The organism is Aquabacterium humicola (assembly GCF_030167915.1).
GTDB classification, from domain to species: domain Bacteria; phylum Pseudomonadota; class Gammaproteobacteria; order Burkholderiales; family Burkholderiaceae_C; genus Pseudaquabacterium; species Pseudaquabacterium humicola.
Genome location: NZ_JARGNB010000008.1, coordinates 156433 through 172537, shown reverse-complemented (window position 1 = coordinate 172537; position 16105 = coordinate 156433). Strand labels below are relative to the sequence as shown.

General features: G+C 72.0%; 13 protein-coding genes. 10 read left to right on the top strand and 3 right to left on the bottom strand.

Annotation, left to right across the window (positions count from 1 at the left end; all coding sequences use genetic code 11):
• Positions 1 to 86: 86 nt before the first annotated feature.
• Positions 87 to 2390 carry a M6 family metalloprotease domain-containing protein gene (locus P1K89_RS27695; protein ID WP_284619769.1) on the bottom strand — a complete coding sequence of 768 codons (2304 nt, stop codon included), beginning with the start codon at positions 2388 to 2390 and terminating at the stop codon, positions 87 to 89.
• Between the two features lie 105 nt (positions 2391 to 2495).
• Positions 2496 to 3254 carry a hypothetical protein gene (locus tag P1K89_RS27690; protein ID WP_284619768.1) on the bottom strand — a complete coding sequence of 253 codons (759 nt, stop codon included), beginning with the start codon at positions 3252 to 3254 and terminating at the stop codon, positions 2496 to 2498.
• Between the two features lie 193 nt (positions 3255 to 3447).
• Between P1K89_RS27690 and P1K89_RS33400 the strand changes: the two genes are divergently transcribed.
• On the top strand, positions 3448 to 3849 hold the full coding sequence (locus tag P1K89_RS33400) for a YkvA family protein (protein WP_439898041.1): 402 nt from the start codon (positions 3448 to 3450) through the stop codon (positions 3847 to 3849).
• A 38-nt stretch (positions 3850 to 3887) separates the two neighbouring features.
• Here P1K89_RS33400 and P1K89_RS27680 read toward each other — a convergent pair whose 3' ends face one another.
• Entirely contained in the window at positions 3888 to 5477 is a 1590-nt protein-coding gene (locus P1K89_RS27680) for an ABC transporter substrate-binding protein (RefSeq protein ID WP_284619767.1), read from the bottom strand.
• Between the two features lie 155 nt (positions 5478 to 5632).
• Here P1K89_RS27680 and P1K89_RS27675 point away from each other — a divergent pair, with 155 nt between their 5' ends.
• From P1K89_RS27675 to P1K89_RS27635, 9 genes are all read left to right on the top strand, one after another.
• The gene (locus tag P1K89_RS27675; RefSeq protein ID WP_284619766.1) at positions 5633 to 7438 is read left to right on the top strand and encodes a SulP family inorganic anion transporter; all 1806 of its coding nucleotides are present in this window, start codon (positions 5633 to 5635) and stop codon (positions 7436 to 7438) included.
• 63 nt (positions 7439 to 7501) lie between these two features.
• Positions 7502 to 8650 (top strand): sensor histidine kinase, encoded by a 1149-nt coding sequence (locus P1K89_RS27670; protein ID WP_284619765.1) that lies wholly within the window; start codon positions 7502 to 7504, stop codon positions 8648 to 8650.
• Positions 8650 to 9336, top strand: a complete 687-nt coding sequence (locus P1K89_RS27665; protein WP_284619764.1) for a response regulator — start codon at positions 8650 to 8652, stop codon at positions 9334 to 9336. The genes P1K89_RS27670 and P1K89_RS27665 overlap by 1 nt, the downstream gene beginning before the upstream one ends.
• A 143-nt stretch (positions 9337 to 9479) precedes the next feature.
• The gene (locus tag P1K89_RS27660) at positions 9480 to 10910 is read left to right on the top strand and encodes a CmpA/NrtA family ABC transporter substrate-binding protein (RefSeq protein WP_284619763.1); all 1431 of its coding nucleotides are present in this window, start codon (positions 9480 to 9482) and stop codon (positions 10908 to 10910) included.
• 127 nt (positions 10911 to 11037) lie between these two features.
• Entirely contained in the window at positions 11038 to 11931 is an 894-nt protein-coding gene (gene ntrB / locus P1K89_RS27655) for a nitrate ABC transporter permease (RefSeq protein ID WP_284619762.1), read from the top strand.
• Positions 11921 to 12886 carry an ABC transporter ATP-binding protein gene (locus P1K89_RS27650; protein WP_284619761.1) on the top strand — a complete coding sequence of 322 codons (966 nt, stop codon included), beginning with the start codon at positions 11921 to 11923 and terminating at the stop codon, positions 12884 to 12886. The genes ntrB and P1K89_RS27650 overlap by 11 nt, the downstream gene beginning before the upstream one ends.
• Entirely contained in the window at positions 12883 to 13326 is a 444-nt protein-coding gene (gene cynS / locus P1K89_RS27645; protein ID WP_284619760.1) for a cyanase, read from the top strand. Before P1K89_RS27650 ends, cynS begins: the two co-directional genes overlap by 4 nt.
• Positions 13326 to 13793: a nuclear transport factor 2 family protein gene (locus tag P1K89_RS27640; protein ID WP_284619759.1), complete on the top strand. Its 468-nt coding sequence runs from the start codon at positions 13326 to 13328 to the stop codon at positions 13791 to 13793. Before cynS ends, P1K89_RS27640 begins: the two co-directional genes overlap by 1 nt.
• Positions 13794 to 13888: 95 nt before the next feature.
• Positions 13889 to 16075, top strand: coding sequence for a hybrid sensor histidine kinase/response regulator (locus P1K89_RS27635; RefSeq protein ID WP_284619758.1), 2187 nt, complete (start codon positions 13889 to 13891; stop codon positions 16073 to 16075).
• Positions 16076 to 16105 lie beyond the last annotated feature (30 nt).

Sequence of the window (16105 nt, the reverse complement as noted above, 5' to 3'; positions counted from 1 at the left end):
GCGGCCGGCGCGCTGATCGAGGACAGTGGGGACCGCGGAATTCTGACAGCGCGGCCGTCACCCCCGCGTCCCCGGCATCGCGAACCTCAGGCCGACGGCTTCAGCACCAGCTTCCACGCGTTGAGCTTGCCGACGTCCAGCTTCGCGAGGTCGGCGATGCGCAGCACCCAGTCGCCGGCCATCGGCTGGCCAGCCAGCGCGGCGAGCGCCGGCGTCGTCGCCGCGGTGTAGGTCTTGACGATGTTGTCGGTGGCGCCGCCGCTGCCTTCGTGCAGCATCACCTCCGTGCCCGCCGGCGAGCGCAGCAGCACGCGCAGGTCGCCGATGAAGCTGTGGGCGATGTCCAGCGCCAGTTCCACCGCGCCCACCGCGCCGGCGGCGTCGGTGTGCAGGCTGCGCTGGATGCCCACCGCGTCGTCGTCCGGAATGTGCGTGCCGGGCGCTTCCTGCAGGATCACCGGGCCGGCCGGCAGCACGGCCGGCGTGAACGCCAGCGACCAGCGGTTGAGCCGGCCGGTGTCCGCCGGCGCGAGGTCCTGCACCGTCAGCCGCCAGGCGCCCTGAGCATTGCGGCCGCGCCACGCGGCCAGCGCCGGCAGGGTCGCCTCGTCGAATAGCAGCTTCAGGTCGTCGGCGCTGCCGCCCACGCCCTTCGGATGCAGCACGAGGGTTTCGCCCCACGGCGCCATCAGCCGCACGCGCAGGTCGCCGCGGTAGGAGTGGCTGATGTCGACGCCGATCGTCAGCCCGGCGAAGACCAGCGACTCGGCGACCTCGATGATGTCGGTGATGCCGGTGCCCTGGTTGTCGGGGATCGCGCGGTCCGGCGTCGAGACCTTGAGCAGGCCCTGCGGCGGCGGCACGACGGCGTCGCCGAGCGCGACGCGGAAGCTCACCTGGGCGCCGGGCGCCGAGATCGTGTGGATGTCCAGCTTCGAGGTGCTGCCGTCCCACCACTTGCTCGACGGCACGGTGGCATCGGCGAAGCGCTGGCTGCCCTGGCCGAACAGGTCGGTGGCGTCGCCGAGCCCGCCGCGCTGGCGTTCGAGCGCGAACGCGCCGTCGGCCTGCTCCAGCGACAGCTCGTAGTGGCTGGCCGGCGTCATCTGCTCGTTGCTGTTGTCGCCGGTCTCATCGACGTGCCAGATCGCGAGGCCGGCGTCCGGCAGCGCGGCATCGCGGCCGGCCTTCGCCCGGTTCTCGACCAGGAAGTACTCGTCGGCGTTCTTCGCGTACATCGCGAAGTGATTTGTGCCGGCGGCCAGCGCCAGCTGCTGGCCATGCTCGAGGTTCGTGACGCTGCCGGCCCAGCCCGACAGGCGCTTCAGGTAGGCCGAGATCTGCGGCGGGTTGCGCTCGTCGGCGTTGCCACCCGCACACATCAGGCAATAGGCGCCGACGCCGCTGGACTCGTAGCCGTAGTCGTACAGGTCCGGGTAGTCGCACAGCATGTGGCCGTTCTCGTGGCAGAAGGTGCCGAGCGTCAGCTGCTGGCTCATGTCGGTGAACTGGTAGTCGAAGGCCGCGCGCCCGGGCGCCAGCGGCACCGCGGTGGCCAGGTGCCAGGCATGCGGCCACAGGCCCTCGGCCCAGTTGTTGACGACCTCGCCGGCGTAGTAGACGTTCAGCGCGTAGACCAGGCCCGCCGAATCGGGCGTCAGCATCGAGAAGTCGAAGCCCTGCGCCTTCAGGTGGTTCAGCGCCTCGACGATCAGCTGCCGCGCCCGAACGCCCTGCTCGATCGCCGGGTCGGTGTAGAAGGACTTCGGCTGCAACGCGCGGTAGTAGGGCGCGACGATGTTGCTGTAGCGGCAGCGGCCGAGCGAGTTGTCGAGGAAGTAGTCGCGCACCGAGCCGCGGTTGCCGAAGCCGGCATAGCCGGGCTGGTTGCAGAAGCGGTCGACCTCCTCGCGCGGGATCGCGCCGGGCTCGTCGGCGAAGTCGATCAACAGGCACAGGCCGGTGAAGTCGCCCACCGTCGCGCGCTGCGGCGGCGCGAACACCGGGCCGCCCGCCGCGGCCAGCGCACGCATCGCGCGGCGCTGGGCCTTGCGCTCCTCGCGGCGCTGGTCGCAGCGCCGGCCGCCCAGGCGCAGCGTGCCCTCGATGCCACGCGCATGCGCGGCGTCGCGGCGGATGCGCAGGCCGCGCGGCACCGCGGCCGCGGCGCCGTCGAGGTGGCCGCGCGGTCCCGGCGCGGGCTCCAGCCGATCGCCGTCGGCCGACAGGCGCGCGATCTCGTAGAAGCCGGTCTGCGGGTTGCGGGTGACGGTGAAGCCATCCTCGGTCTCGAACACCGCGTAGTGCTGGTCGCCCCAGCCGCGCAGGCGGATCGTGCTGCCGTCCGGCTGCGTGAAGGTGAAGGGCTTGCCGCTGAAAGGGGTCGACATGGTGGGATCCTCCCGGGCGCGCCACGGCGCCTGGCAGCCTCAACACTAGGCGCCCGCGTGGGCGGGCGCCATCGTCATTGCAGGGGAGGCCGCGTCCCTAGGCTGTCAGATCCGCGGCGGCTGCACGCCCGGCGTCAGCGGCGCACGCAGCCGCAGGCGACGGCTGCGGCGATGGCCGGGGTGGCCGGGCTGACCGCGGGGCGGCTCGGATGCATGCGCCTGGTCCGGGGCGGCGTGATGCTCGTGTTGGCGCCAGTGGTGGTGCCCGTGGCGGTACTCGCGGCGCCGCCGATGCGCATGGCGCCGCCGCTGCGCCACCAGGACGCCCGCCGCGATCGCCACGAGCACCCCCAGCAGCAGCGGCCACGGCAGCGGCGCGGCGAGCGCCTTCAGCAGGTCGCGGTTCGGTGCCTGGTTCAGCACGTCGATCGCCATGTCGACCAGCAGCGGCGCATCGCTGGCGGACGGCGGCCGCGGCGCGAACAGCGCAGGGTCCACCGGCGCACCGAGCCGCTGCCCTTCCGCCAGCACGAGGCGCTGCAGGCCCTCCAGCGGCAGCTCGTCGAGCGGACCGTCGACGGGCGTGGCGGCCGCCGGTGGCGCCGCGCCGAGCAGGACGCCGATGGCCTGGGCGGTGGCCGGTGCCGCGTCGTCGTCGGGCATGGACGGCTTGGCCGCCGTGGCCGGCGCGGCGACGGCGGCGTCGCCTGCCGGCACGTCCGCGGTCTGGACCCAGGGTTCCCCGAGCGCCGGCATCGCCGCAGCGATCAGCAGCACCGTGACCAGCGCCAAGGCCTGGCGGCGATGACCAGGCGATGCATCGCGCAATGATTGCGACACATCGACACGATTGACTGTTGGCATGTGACTCCCCCGCGCCCCTTATTTCGACAAGGCGTCAGGCGCACGTCGCCCGTACAGCAAATCGTCCGGTTGCTTTGAAGATTAGGCCCGGCAGCGGGCGTCGCGCCAATGTGGAACTAGGGGGAGAGCGTCGGAGTCCCGTCGAGGCGCCTGGCGCGGCGCCCGCGCGCCGCTGGCCTATCCTTGCCGCGACATGAGCGCCCTCACCCGCTGGACCCGCCGCCTCAACACCGTGCACCTGCGCGTGCGCCTGCTCGCGCTGTGGAAGCTGATGCGGCACCGCGACACGCCGCGGCTGCCGAAGTTCATCGCGCTGCTGGTGCTGGCCTACGCGCTGAGCCCGATCGACCTGATCCCGGATTTCATCCCCGTGCTCGGGCTGCTCGACGACCTGCTGCTGCTGCCGCTGGGCATCGCGCTGGCGGTAAGGTTCACGCCGCCGCACCTGTGGCAGGCGCGGCTGGCCGAGGCCGAGGCCAGCCAGGAGAAGCTGCCGAAGTGGCTGTGGGGCGCGCTGCTGGTCGTCGCGCTGTGGCTGCTGATCGTGCTGGGCATCGGCGCCGCGCTGCTGTATGCGGCGGGCGGCGCGCTGTAGCGCCGCACCGCGTCACGCCCCCCTCGGCGTTCGCGCGATCAGGGCTGCGACATGCGCACGAAGCGCAGCTCGATCGCGTCGTTCGGCCACTGCACCACCTTCACCGACTTCGCCATCGCCCAGTTCAGCGAGCGCCGGTACAGCGGGATGTAGGGCAGCTCGTCGCTGATCATGCGCAGCGCGACGCCGACGCGCGCGCGCCGCTTGGTGAGGTCCGGTTCCGTGCGCACCGAGTCGATCAGCTCGTCGAGCTTCGGGTTGCTGTAGCGGCCGGCGTTGAAGGTGCCGGCGCCGGCGCCGTCCCAGGTGCGGAACAGCGCGTTCAAGGTCGCCCAGGGGTCGATCGCCGGGGTCCAGCCGAACTCGACGAAGCTGGCGCTGGCCTGGCTCAGCTTGGGGAAGAACTGGTTGGTCGGCGACGCGCGCAGCGTCGCGCGGATGCCGACCTGGTTGAGCATCGCGGTGGCCGCCTGGCACACGGCCTCGCGGTAGGCGACGTTGACGCAGTCCAGCGTCACACCGAAGCCCTTCGGGTAGCCGGCCTGCGCCAGCAGCGCCCGGGCCTTCGCCGGGTCGTAGGGAATGCGCTTGTCGATGTCGGCGACGTAGCCGTCGACCAGCGGCGAGATGAACGAGCCGGTCGGCGTGGCCTGCCCGCGCAGCACCTTCTGCACGATCAGCTCGACGTTCAGCGCATGCGCGATGGCCTGGCGCACGCGCTTGTCCTTGAACGGGTTGCGGTCCTTGACGTCGCCGTGCAGCAGCTCGTCGCGCGCCTGGTCGAAGGTGAAGTACTGCGTGCCGATGTCGGTGACCGACTCGACCCGCAGCTTGCCTTCGGACTTGAGCCGGCCGACGTCCTGGAACGGCGGGTCGAGCACGAGGTCGATCTCGCCGGACGCCAGCGCGGCCAGGCGCGTCGCGTCGCTCTTGATGGCGACGAAGCTGACCTGCTCGACATTGCCCATGCGCTTGTCCGCCGCGCCCCAGTAGCCGGCGTGGCGCTTGAGCACCAGCTTGACATCGGGCTGGTAGGCCTCGAGGCGGTACGGGCCGGTGCCCATCGCGTTGCGCACGGCGTGGGTTTCCTGCTTGCCGTTGAAGTCCTGCGCCTTCTCGACGCCGTGCTTCTGCGCCCAGGCCTTGCTCATCATCGCCACCAGCCACAGCTTCTCGGGCCACACCGCGTCGGGCGTCGCGAGGTGGAAGTCGATCGTCAGCTCGTCGACCTTCTTCACCGACTGCAGGCCCTTCAGGCTGAACGCGCGCTGCGATGTCTGGCCCAGCGCCCGCTCGATGGAGAACACCGCGTCGTCGGCGGTGAAGGGCGTTCCGTCGTGGAACTTGACGCCCGGGCGCAGCTTGAAGCGCCAGCTGGTCGGGCCGGTGGCCTGCCAGGACTCGGCCAGCGCCGGCTCGAGCTTGAACTGCTCGTCGCGGCCGACCAGGCAGTCGTGCACCTGGAAGGCGATGCGCGAGTGGTACAGCAGCGCCAGCGCATGCGGGTCCATGGTCTGCGGGTCGAAGGCGCTGGCGATGCGCAGCGTCGACGCCGTGGCGAGCGGCCCGGCGACGAGCCACAGCAGGCCGAACATCACGCTGCACGTGCGGGCGAAAAATCGGCTCATCGGCATCGGCTCCGGAAGTCGCGGGCATCACCGGGCAAGCTGCACGCCCGGTGCTGCCGAGGCGGCTCGCCGGGCCGGCGGCATGCGCGGCGCGCGGCCATTCTGACCGCCGCCATGCGCGCCGCGACTGCGGGCTTTCTAGAATGAATCGCACGATGCCGACCCCCCGCGCCGACGCAGCCCGCGCCCTGCTCGCCATAACGTTGGGGTCGTGGCTGGGCCCCTGGGTGCAGGAACTGACCCCCCGCACGCTGCGCACCGACCTGCTGGCCGGGCTGCTGGGCGCGGTGCTGGTGCTGCCGCAGGCCATCGCGTTCGCCGCGCTGGTCGGCGTGCCGCCGGCGATGGGCCTGGCCACCGCGGTACTGCCCTGCCTGGTCGCTGCGCTGGCCGGATCGAGCCGGCTGGTGCTGTCGGGGCCGACCAATGCCACCTCGCTGGCGCTGGGCGCGATGCTGCTGCCTCTGGCCAGTGGTGCCGGCGGCGATCCGGCGCGCACCGCCGCGCTGGCGGTGGGGCTGACGCTGCTGGTCGGGCTGATGCAGCTGCTGCTGGCAGTCACGCGGCTGGGCGCGGTGGCCAACTTCATCTCGCCGTCGGTGATGCTCGGCTTCACCGGCGGCGCGGCGCTGCTGATCGCCTGGTCGGCGCTGGGCCAGGTGCTCGGCGGCAGCGGACGGGCCACGCCGCTGCAGGCCTTGCAGGCCGGGGTCTCGCCGGCCGCGCTGGCGGTGGCCGGCGCCACGCTGGCCACCGCGCTGCTGATGCGCCGGCTGTGGCGGCGCGGGCCGCACGTGCTGCTGGCGCTGCTGCTGGCCATCGGCGCGACCTGGCTGATCGAGCGCCAGGGCGGCCTCGCGGGCAGCCGCGTCGCGCGCCTGGGCACGCCGCCGGCCGCCTGGCTGGGCCTGCACTGGCCGCCGCTGGACCCGGCCCTGCTCGCCCAGCTGCTGCCGATGGCCCTCGCGCTGACGATCATTGCGCTCGGCCAGTCGATCTCGATCGCCAAGCTGCTCGCCGCCCGCAGCGGCCACCCGCTGGATGCGAACCGCGAGTGTTTCGGCCAGGGGCTGGCGAACACCGTCGGCGCCTTCGCCGGCTGTTTCGTCGCCTGCGGTTCGCTGAACCGCTCGCTGCCGAACCTCGAAGCCGGCGCGCGCACGCCGCTGGCCGGCGCCAGTGCCGCGCTGTGGCTGCTGGCGCTGGTCGCGCTGGGCGCGCCGCTGCTGGCCTGGGTGCCGCTGGCGGGCGTCGGCGCGCTGCTGCTGCTGGTGGCTGCGGCACTGGTCGACCGCAGCGCGTGGCGCCGGTTGTGGCGGCTCGACCGCCGCGAGTTCGGCATCGCCGCCGCGACGCTGGTGGCCACGCTGACCCTGCGGCTGGAGATCGCGATCCTGGCCGGCGTGATGCTGTCGCTGGTGGCGTGGCTCTACCGCAGCGCGCGGCCGGCGCTGCGCACGATGGGCTTCGACCGCCCCGGCGTCGAGCGCCCGTTCGTCATCGTCGACGACCACCCGCCGGGCGCGCGCCCGGAATGCCCGCAGCTGAAGCTGCTGCGCATGGAAGGCTCGGTGTGGTTCGGCGCGGTGCCGCACGTCGCCGAGCACCTGCGCGCGCTGCGCCGCGAGCAGCCGGAGCAGCGCCACTTGCTGGTGATGGCCAAGAGCATGAACGCGATCGACCTCGCCGGCGCCGACCTGTGGGACGACGAGCGCATCCGCCGCCGCGAGGCGCACGGCGACCTCTACTTCCACCGCCCGCGGCCGCAGGTGATCACGATGTGGCGCCGCACCGGCTTCGACGAGCGGCTGGGCGTGGGCAACGTCTTCGCCGACAAGCACAGCGCGCTGCGGCACATCGTGCTGAAGCGCCTCGACGACGCGGTGTGCGCGCAATGCACGGTGCGGCTGTTCGACGAGTGCGGCCAGCGCCCCGGCGCGCCGCTGGCGCCGATGATCTGATAGCCGGCGGGCGCCGGCGCGAACGCGCGCACCGGTGGCACGCGCCTTGCGCGCAGGCCGCCCATGCGCCCCGCCGCCGACGCGATGCCCGATGGCATCGATCGCCTGACCCTGCTGCTGGAGTCGACCGGCGAAGGCGTCTTCGGCATCGACCTGGAAGGCCGGTGCACCTTCGTGAACCGGGCGGGCGCCCAGATGCTGGGCTGGCGCACCGAAGAGGTGCTCGGCCGCAACATGCATGCGCTGATCCACCACAGCCGGCCCGACGGCGCGCACTACCCCGAGTGCGATTGCCCGATCTTCAACGCCTTCCGCCGCGGCCTGCCCTGCCGCATCGACGACGAAGTGCTGTGGCGGGCCGACGGCAGCGCCTTCTCGGCCGAGTACTCGAGCTACCCGATCCTCGACGCCGGCGAGGTGCGCGGCGCGGTCGTCACCTTCGTCGACATCAGCGAGCGCAAGGCCGCGCAGACGCTGCTGCAACGCACCAACGACGAGCTCGAACGCCGCGTCGCCGAGCGCACGCGCGAGCTGCGCGAGCTGGCCAACCACCTCGAGACCGTGCGCGAGACCGAGCGCAAGCGCATCGCGCGCGAGATCCACGACGAGCTCGGCAGCCTGCTGGTGGCGCTGAAGATGGACGTCAACTGGATGGAGCGCCGCGTCGGACGCCGCGACGAGGCCGCGCGCAACGAGCTGGCCGCCAAGTGCCAGCGCATGGGCGGGCTGATCGACACCGCGGTCGACAAGGTCGGCCGCATCATCACCGACCTGCGTCCGAGCATCCTCGACCACCAGGGCCTGTGGGCGGCGCTCGAATGGCAGGCGCAGGAGTGGCTGCAGGGCGCCGCCGACGAGATCGACGGCAGCGTGCAGCTGCACGTCAGCGCCGGCGTCGCGCCGCCCGAGGGCGGCCTGGCGATCGCCGTGTTCCGCATCTTCCAGGAAGTGCTGTCGAACGTCGCGCGGCACGCGAAGGCGCGGCACGTCGCGATCCGGCTCGACGTCGACGCACCGCCCGACCCGGTGCTGTACCTCGAGGTGCGCGACGACGGCATCGGCACCACCCCGGCGGTGCTGGACGATGCGCGCAGCTACGGCGTGATGGGCATGCGCGAGCGGGCCGCGCACTTCGGCGGCCGGCTGGTGATCGACAGCGCGCCGGGTGCCGGCACCGTGGTGCGGCTGGTGATGCCGCTGGGAGGACCGTGATGGCCGAGACGATCCGGGTGCTGATCTGCGACGACCACCTGATCGTGCGCCAGGGCATCAAGCAGATCCTGGCCGACGCCGGCGACATCACGCTGGCCGGCGAGGCCGGCAACGGCCCCGAGGCGATGGCGCTGGTGCGCGCCGGCGCCGCCGAGGGCCGGCTGCCGCACGTCGTGCTCCTCGACATCGCGATGCCGCAGCGCGACGGGCTGGACGTGCTGAAGACGCTGAAGGCCGAGTTCCCGAAGCTGCCGGTGCTGATGCTCAGCACCTACCCGGACCGCCAGTACGCTGTGCGCAGCCTGAAGCTCGGCGCCGCCGGCTACCTGAACAAGAGCGCCGACAGCGAGCAGATGATCGAGGCGATCCGCAAGGTCGCGCGCGGCCAGCTCTTCATCACGCCCAGCGTGGCCGAGCAGCTGGCCGGCGCGGTGGGCGCCGGCTCGGGGCTGAAGAAGGGCCAGGGCAACGACGAGGCGCCGCTGCACGAGCGGCTGTCGCACCGCGAGTACCAGGTGTTCCGCCTGCTCGCCGCCGGCAAGAGCGTCGGCGAGATTGCCGAGCAGCTGGTGCTGTCGCCCAACACCGTCAGCACCTACCGCGCCCGCCTGCTCGAGAAGACCGGCGTGCGCAACGACGTCGAGCTGGCGCTGTACGCGGTGCGGCAGGACCTGCTGCAGGTCTGAAGGGCGTACCTCGCCGCGGGGCGCGGCTGCCGCCGGCCGCCGGCCTGTAGTGCCACCCCTACACGACAAGCCCGCGCACAACGATCGCGCGTGAAGGTCGCGCTTCCTAGCATCGGCACCAAGCTGCGCTGCCGAGGAACCCGATGAGCCCGCACGACCTGGACCCCTACGACGCCGACCGTCCCTTGCGCCTGGGCTGTGCCTGCGGCCGGCACCAATCGGCGGCCGAGCACGCCGCGCAGACGGCTGATGATGGCGCGCAGGCGGCGACCACCGAGCTGCGCCGCCGCAGCGAGAGCGCCGCGTTCGAAGCCGAGTCGAACGCCTTCGTCGAGGCCTCCCTGATCAAGGCGCTGTTCCCGCACGATGCGCTGCGGCGGCGCTTCCTGCGCGCCGTCGGCCGGCCCACCGCGATGGCGGCGATCGCCTCGGTGCTGCCGATCGCGCCGCTGCAGGCGCTGGCGCAGGACAAGGCGCTCGTGCCGGAGAAGAAGGACCTGAAGATCGGCTTCATCCCGATCACCTGCGCGACGCCGCTGATCATGGCCCACCCGCTGGGCTTCTACGCTAAGCAGGGCCTGAACGTCGAGGTCGTCAAGACCGCGGGCTGGGCGCTGATCCGCGACAAGATGCTGAACAAGGAGTACGACGCCACGCACTTCCTGTCGCCGATGCCGCTGGCGATCACGCTGGGCCTGGGCTCGACCGCGCAGCCGATGCACGTGGCGACGATCCAGAACACCAACGGCCAGGCGATCACGCTGCACGTCAAGCACAAGGACAAGCGCGACCCGAAGGACTGGAAGGGCTTCAAGTTCGCGGTGCCCTTCGAGTACTCGATGCACAACTTCCTGCTGCGCTACTACGTGGCGGAACACGGGCTCGATCCGGACCGCGACATCCAGATCCGCGTCGTGCCGCCGCCGGAGATGGTGGCCAACCTGCGCGCCGGCAACATCGACGGCTACCTCGGCCCCGACCCGTTCAACCAGCGCGCGGTGTTCGAGGAGGTCGGCTTCCTGCACCTGCTGACCAAGGAGCTCTGGCCCGGCCATCCCTGCTGCGCGTTCGGCACCTCGGCGGAGTTCATCGCCAAGCACCCGAACAGCTTCGCCGCGCTGTACCGCGCGGTGCTGACCGCCGCGGCGATGGCGCGCGAGGCCAAGAACCGCGAGCTGATCGCCAAGGTCATCGCGCCGCAGGCGTACCTGAACCAGCCCGAGACGGTGATCGCGCAGGTGCTGACCGGCAAGTTCGCCGACGGGCTGGGCAAGGTGCAGAACGTGCCCGACCGCGCCGACTTCGACCCGATCCCCTGGCAGAGCATGGCGGTGTGGATCCTGACGCAGATGAAGCGCTGGGGCTACCTGAAGGGCGAGGTCAACTACAAGCAGATCGCCGAGAAGGTCTTCCTGCTGACCGACGCGCGAAAGCACATGAAGGCGCTGGACATGAAGGTGGCCGAGTCGAAGGACGGCGGCTATCCGAAGTTCAGCGTGATGGGCAAGCCCTTCGATCCGGACAAGGCCGCGGCCTACGCCGACAGCTTCGCGATCCGGCGCTCGGCGGCATGAGCCCGCCCGGCCGTTCCGAAGGGCGAATTCCCCCCTGGGGGGACGGCGCAGAGCGCCAAGGGGGCGACATCCGCCCGCCGGGCCGCCCCAAGGGCGAATACCGGAGGGCGCAGCCCGGAGGTTCGCAATGAAGCAGGTTCGATTCAAGGCGGCGCTGCTGTCGCTGCTGCTGCTGGCGCTGCTGCTCGGCGTGTGGCACCTGGCCACGCTGCAACCGGCGGCACTGCCGAAGGCCCCCGGCCCGGCGCTCACCGCCGAGCAGATCGAGTACGCGAAGCTGATGGGCAAGGACCCGGCGGCCGGCGCGGGCGACAGCGGCACCGGCGGCGAGGTGAAGAAGTCCGGCTTCCCGACGCTCGGCCAGATGGCCGCGACGGTGGCCCGCCAGCTCGCCGACCCGTTCTTCGACAACGGCCCGAACGACAAGGGCGTGGGGCTGCAGCTGGCCTACTCGCTCGGCCGCGTCGCACTCGGCTACCTGATCGCCGCGGCGGTGGCGATCCCGCTCGGCTTCGTGATCGGCATGAGCCCGCTGGCCTACCGCGCGCTCGATCCGTTCATCCAGGTGCTCAAGCCGATCTCGCCGCTGGCCTGGATGCCGCTGGCGCTCTACACGATCAAGGACTCGTCGATCAGCGGCATCTTCGTGATCTTCATCTGCTCGGTGTGGCCGATGCTGATCAACACCGCCTTCGGCGTCGCCGGCGTGCGGCGCGAGTGGCTCAACGTCGCGCGCACGCTGGAGGTCAAGCCGCTGCGCCGCGCGTTCGAGGTGATCCTGCCCGCCGCCGCCCCGACCATCCTGACCGGCATGCGCATCAGCATGGGCATCGCCTGGCTGGTGATCGTCGCCGCCGAGATGCTGGTCGGCGGCACCGGCATCGGCTACTTCGTGTGGAACGAGTGGAACAACCTGTCGCTGCCGAACGTGATCTTCGCGATCCTCGTCATCGGCATCGTCGGCATGCTGCTGGATGCGATGTTCGCGCGGCTGCAGAAGGCGGTGACCTATGCCGACTGATCGCAACAATCGCCCTGATAGCGATGCGGCGCCGTTCCTGCAGGTCGAGCAGCTCGGCAAGACCTACCCGGGCGCTGCCGCGCCGGTCTTCGACCGTGTCAACTTCCAGATCCGCGAAGGCGAGTTCGTCTGCATCATCGGCCACAGCGGCTGCGGCAAGACGACGATCCTCAACGTGCTGGCCGGGCTGGAGACGGCGAGCGCCGGCCACGTCTTCATGGACCGGCGCGAAGTGGCCGGCCCGGGGCTCGAGCGCGGCGTCGTGTTCCAGGGCCATGCGCTGATGCCGTGGCTGAGCGTGCGCCGCAACATCGCCTTCGCGGTGCGCAGCAAGTGGCCCGACTGGACGCGCGTCGAAGTGGACGCGCATGTCGAGCGTTATGTCGCGCTGGTCGGCCTGGCCGAGGCGATCGACAAGAAGCCGCAGGCGCTGTCCGGCGGCATGAAGCAGCGCGTGGGCATCGCGCGCGCGTTCGCCATCCAGCCGCGCATGCTGCTGCTCGACGAGCCGTTCGGGGCGCTCGACGCGCTGACGCGCGGCACGATCCAGGACGAGCTGCTGCGCATCTGCGCCGAGACGCACCAGACGGTGTTCATGATCACGCACGACGTCGACGAGGCCATCCTGCTCGCCGACCGCATCCTGCTGATGAGCAATGGGCCGCAGGCGCGCATCGGCGAGATCGTGATCAACACGATGCCGCGGGACCGCCGGCGCGCGACCCTGCACCACGATCCGCAGTACTACCGCATCCGCAACCACCTGGTCGACTTCCTCGTCGCGCGCAGCCAGCAGCTGTCGCACGGCCGCGCACCCGAGCTGCCACCGAGCGTGCGCCCCGGCCTGGACGAGGGCAGCGACACGGGCAACGCCGCCGACGCGGCCGACCCCGGCGGCACGCCCGCCGGCGACGACGCCGAAGTGATCCCCTTCCATCCGAGGAGAAGTGCATGAACCGACTGGACGTCACCGAGAAGATCATCGCCACCCGCGTCGCGAAAGGCCTGAAGTGGGCCGACGTCGCCGCGAAGGTCGGCCTGAGCAAGGAATGGGTGACCGCCGCCTGCCTGGGCCAGATGACGCTGAACGAGGAGCAGGCCGGCATCGTCGCCGAGCTGTTCGGCCTGAGCGCCGAGGAGAAGCGCTGGCTGATGGTCGTGCCGTACAAGGGCTCGCTGCCGACCGCCGTGCCCACCGATCCGCTGATCTACCGCTTCTACGAGCTGGTCAGCGTCTACGGCATGACCTTCAAGGAGCTGATCCACGAGGAGTTCGGCGACGGCATCATGAGCGCGATCGACTTCAAGATGGACCTGCAGCGCGAGCCCGATCCGAAGGGCGACCGCGTCAGCATCACGATGTCGGGCAAGTTCCTGCCCTACAAGACGTACTGATGGCGCCGCCGCCGCTGATCCCGCCGTTCACCGACGAGACCGCGCGGCTGAAGGTGCGCGCGGCCGAGGACGCCTGGAATACGCGCGACCCGGACCGCGTCGTGCAGGTCTACACCGAGGACACGCGCTGGCGCAACCGGGCGGAGTTCCCGGTCGGCCGCGAGCAGGTGCGCGCCTTCCTGCGCCGCAAGTGGGACCGCGAGCTCGACTACCGACTGATCAAGGCCCTGTGGGCCTTCGGCGCCGACCGGCTCGCCGTGCGCTTCGCCTACGAGTGGCACGACGATGCCGGCCAGTGGTATCGCTCGTACGGCAACGAGAACTGGGCGTTCGACGCCGCCGGTCTGATGCGCGAGCGCCACGCCAGCATCAACGACCGGCCTATCGCCGAAAGCGAGCGTCTGTACCGCTGGCCGATCGGCCGCCGGCCGGACGAGCATCCGGGCCTGGACGCGCTGGGGCTGTAGCGCCACGGCCGGCGGCACCGCCGCCGGGGATCGGCGGCGCCGGCGGCGGGGCAAGGCGCGGTGCAGGCACGCGGCGTGCCTGCTACCGTCGACCCATGCGCATCCGCCATCAGCTCGCCCTGACGATTGCCGCGGTCGTCGCGCCGATCGCCTGCCTGGCCATCGTTTCGCTGGTCGCGCTGCAGCATGTGCAACGCGACGCGGAGTTGCGCCTGGTCGGCGAACGCGTCAGCGCGTTGCGCCTGGCGCTGGACACGGAGATCACCGCCACCGTGCGGGTGCTGCGCACGTTCGGCGATGCGCCGGCCGGCGCGCCGGTTCAGGTCCCGACCGCGCCGCTGACCCCCAACGGCAGCGGCGGTGGCGACGGCGCCGAGCCCGGCCACGACCCGCGCCTGGCCCGCCTGCTGCAGGGCAATCCGCTGTGGGAGGCGATCACGCTGCGCAGCGCGGACGGCACGGTCCTCGCGCAGGCGCGCCAGGACGGCGGCGGCCCCGACCCGGCGGCGGACACCGCGCAGCGCGCCGCGGCGGCCGACGGCGACGAGCCGGTGTTCTCCGACCTGCTGCCGGCTGGCCCCGGGCGCTACGTCACCGTCATCGCGGTGCCGCTGCGCCGCGGGCCGCAGCGCCTCGTCGTGTCGGTGACCATCGCGCAGCAGGCCTGGCTCGCGCTGCTGCGCAGGCACCCGATCGTCGAAGGTGCGACGCTGACGCTGAGCGACCGCAGCAGCCGCATCATCGCGCGCACGCTGAACAACGAACAGTGGGTGGGCAAGGCCTCGCATCCGGACTTCTGGCAGCACACCATCGGCCGGGACCAGGGCCGCTTCGTCGCGCGGGGCATGGAGGAGCAGACCTTCTACGCGGCGTTCAGCCGGCTGCGCACCAGCGGCTGGATCCTCGGCACCGGCGTGCCGTCCGAACGGGTCGACGCGGGCGTGATGGTGCCCGCGTCGCTGACCCTGGTGGGCGTGCTGGTCGCGGTCGGCTGCGCGGTGCTGCTGGCGGTGGTGCTGAGCCGGCGGCTCACGCAATCGATGCAGCGGCTGGCCGATGCCGCGACCGGCCACGCCGCACCCACCCCGCCGCTGGCGCTGGCCGAGGCCGAGGAGGTGCGCCGGCTGATGCAGGCCACGCTCGGCAACGAGGCCCGCGCCCGCGCGGAAGCCGAGCGCGCCAGCCGCGCGAAGGACGAGTTCCTCGCGATGCTCGCGCACGAGCTGCGCAACCCGCTCAGCGCGATCCGCTCGGCGATCACGCTGCTGGAGCTCGAGCGCACGACGCCGGACGTGCAGCGCCGCGCCCGCGAGGTGCTCTCGCGCCAGACCGGGCACATGACGACGCTGATCAACGAGATGCTCGACGCCGCGCGGCTGACCACCGGCAAGGTCACGCTGGACCGCCGGCCTGTCGACCTGGCCGCCTGCGCGCGCCGGGTGATCGAGGCCTTCTCGGCGGCCGGCCGGACGCAGCACCTGCGGCTGCAGATCGATCTCGCGCCGGCGCCGGTGTCGGGCGACAAGACGCGCCTGGAGCAGGTGATCGCCAACCTGCTCGACAACGCCGCGAAGTACACGCCCGACGGCCGCGCGGTGCGGCTGCGTGTCGCGCACGACGGCACCGAGGCCGTGCTGACGATCGAGGACGACGGCAGCGGCATCGCGGCCGAGCTGCTGCCGCACGTCTTCGACCCCTTCTCGCAGGCCGAGCGCACGCTCGACCGCTCTCAGGGCGGGCTGGGCCTCGGGCTGACGGTGGTGCGCGGGCTGGTCGAGCTGCACGGTGGCCGCGTCGAGGCCCACAGCGCCGGGCCCGGCCGCGGCGCACGCTTCGTCGTCCGGCTGCCGGCGCTGGCCTCCGACGGCGCGCGCAGCGACGCGCCGGCCAGCGCTGCGCCGATCCTGCCGCCGCAGCGCATCGTGCTGGTCGAGGACAACCTCGACAGCCAGGAGATGGTGGCCGCGGTGCTGCGCTCGGCCGGCCACGTCGTCAGCTGCGCGAGCGACGGCGAGGCCGGCATCGTGCTGGCCCGGCAGCAGGCGCCGGAAGTGGCGCTGGTCGACCTGGGTCTGCCGGGTACCGACGGGCTGCAGGTCGCGCGCCGGCTGCGCGAGCTGCCCGCGCTGCGCGACACCGTGCTGCTGGCGCTGACCGGCTACGGCGACCCGGCCACCCGCCGCCTGGCCGAGGAGGCCGGCTTCGACGCCTTCCTGCAGAAGCCCTTCGATGCGGCCGCCTTCGCCGAAGCGGTGCGCGCGGTGCGGGCGCGGCGGGCCTGAAGCGCCGTCATGAGGTCCCCATGTCGCTTC

Coding starts and splice junctions, on each gene's coding strand:
- P1K89_RS27695 (WP_284619769.1), bottom strand. CDS start 2,390: ATGTCGACCCCTTTCAGCGGCAAGCCCTTCACCTTCACGCAGCCGGAC.
- P1K89_RS27690 (WP_284619768.1), bottom strand. CDS start 3,254: ATGCCAACAGTCAATCGTGTCGATGTGTCGCAATCATTGCGCGATGCA.
- P1K89_RS33400 (WP_439898041.1), top strand. CDS start 3,448: ATGAGCGCCCTCACCCGCTGGACCCGCCGCCTCAACACCGTGCACCTG.
- P1K89_RS27680 (WP_284619767.1), bottom strand. CDS start 5,477: ATGAGCCGATTTTTCGCCCGCACGTGCAGCGTGATGTTCGGCCTGCTG.
- P1K89_RS27675 (WP_284619766.1), top strand. CDS start 5,633: ATGCCGACCCCCCGCGCCGACGCAGCCCGCGCCCTGCTCGCCATAACG.
- P1K89_RS27670 (WP_284619765.1), top strand. CDS start 7,502: ATGCGCCCCGCCGCCGACGCGATGCCCGATGGCATCGATCGCCTGACC.
- P1K89_RS27665 (WP_284619764.1), top strand. CDS start 8,650: ATGGCCGAGACGATCCGGGTGCTGATCTGCGACGACCACCTGATCGTG.
- P1K89_RS27660 (WP_284619763.1), top strand. CDS start 9,480: ATGAGCCCGCACGACCTGGACCCCTACGACGCCGACCGTCCCTTGCGC.
- ntrB (WP_284619762.1), top strand. CDS start 11,038: ATGAAGCAGGTTCGATTCAAGGCGGCGCTGCTGTCGCTGCTGCTGCTG.
- P1K89_RS27650 (WP_284619761.1), top strand. CDS start 11,921: ATGCCGACTGATCGCAACAATCGCCCTGATAGCGATGCGGCGCCGTTC.
- cynS (WP_284619760.1), top strand. CDS start 12,883: ATGAACCGACTGGACGTCACCGAGAAGATCATCGCCACCCGCGTCGCG.
- P1K89_RS27640 (WP_284619759.1), top strand. CDS start 13,326: ATGGCGCCGCCGCCGCTGATCCCGCCGTTCACCGACGAGACCGCGCGG.
- P1K89_RS27635 (WP_284619758.1), top strand. CDS start 13,889: ATGCGCATCCGCCATCAGCTCGCCCTGACGATTGCCGCGGTCGTCGCG.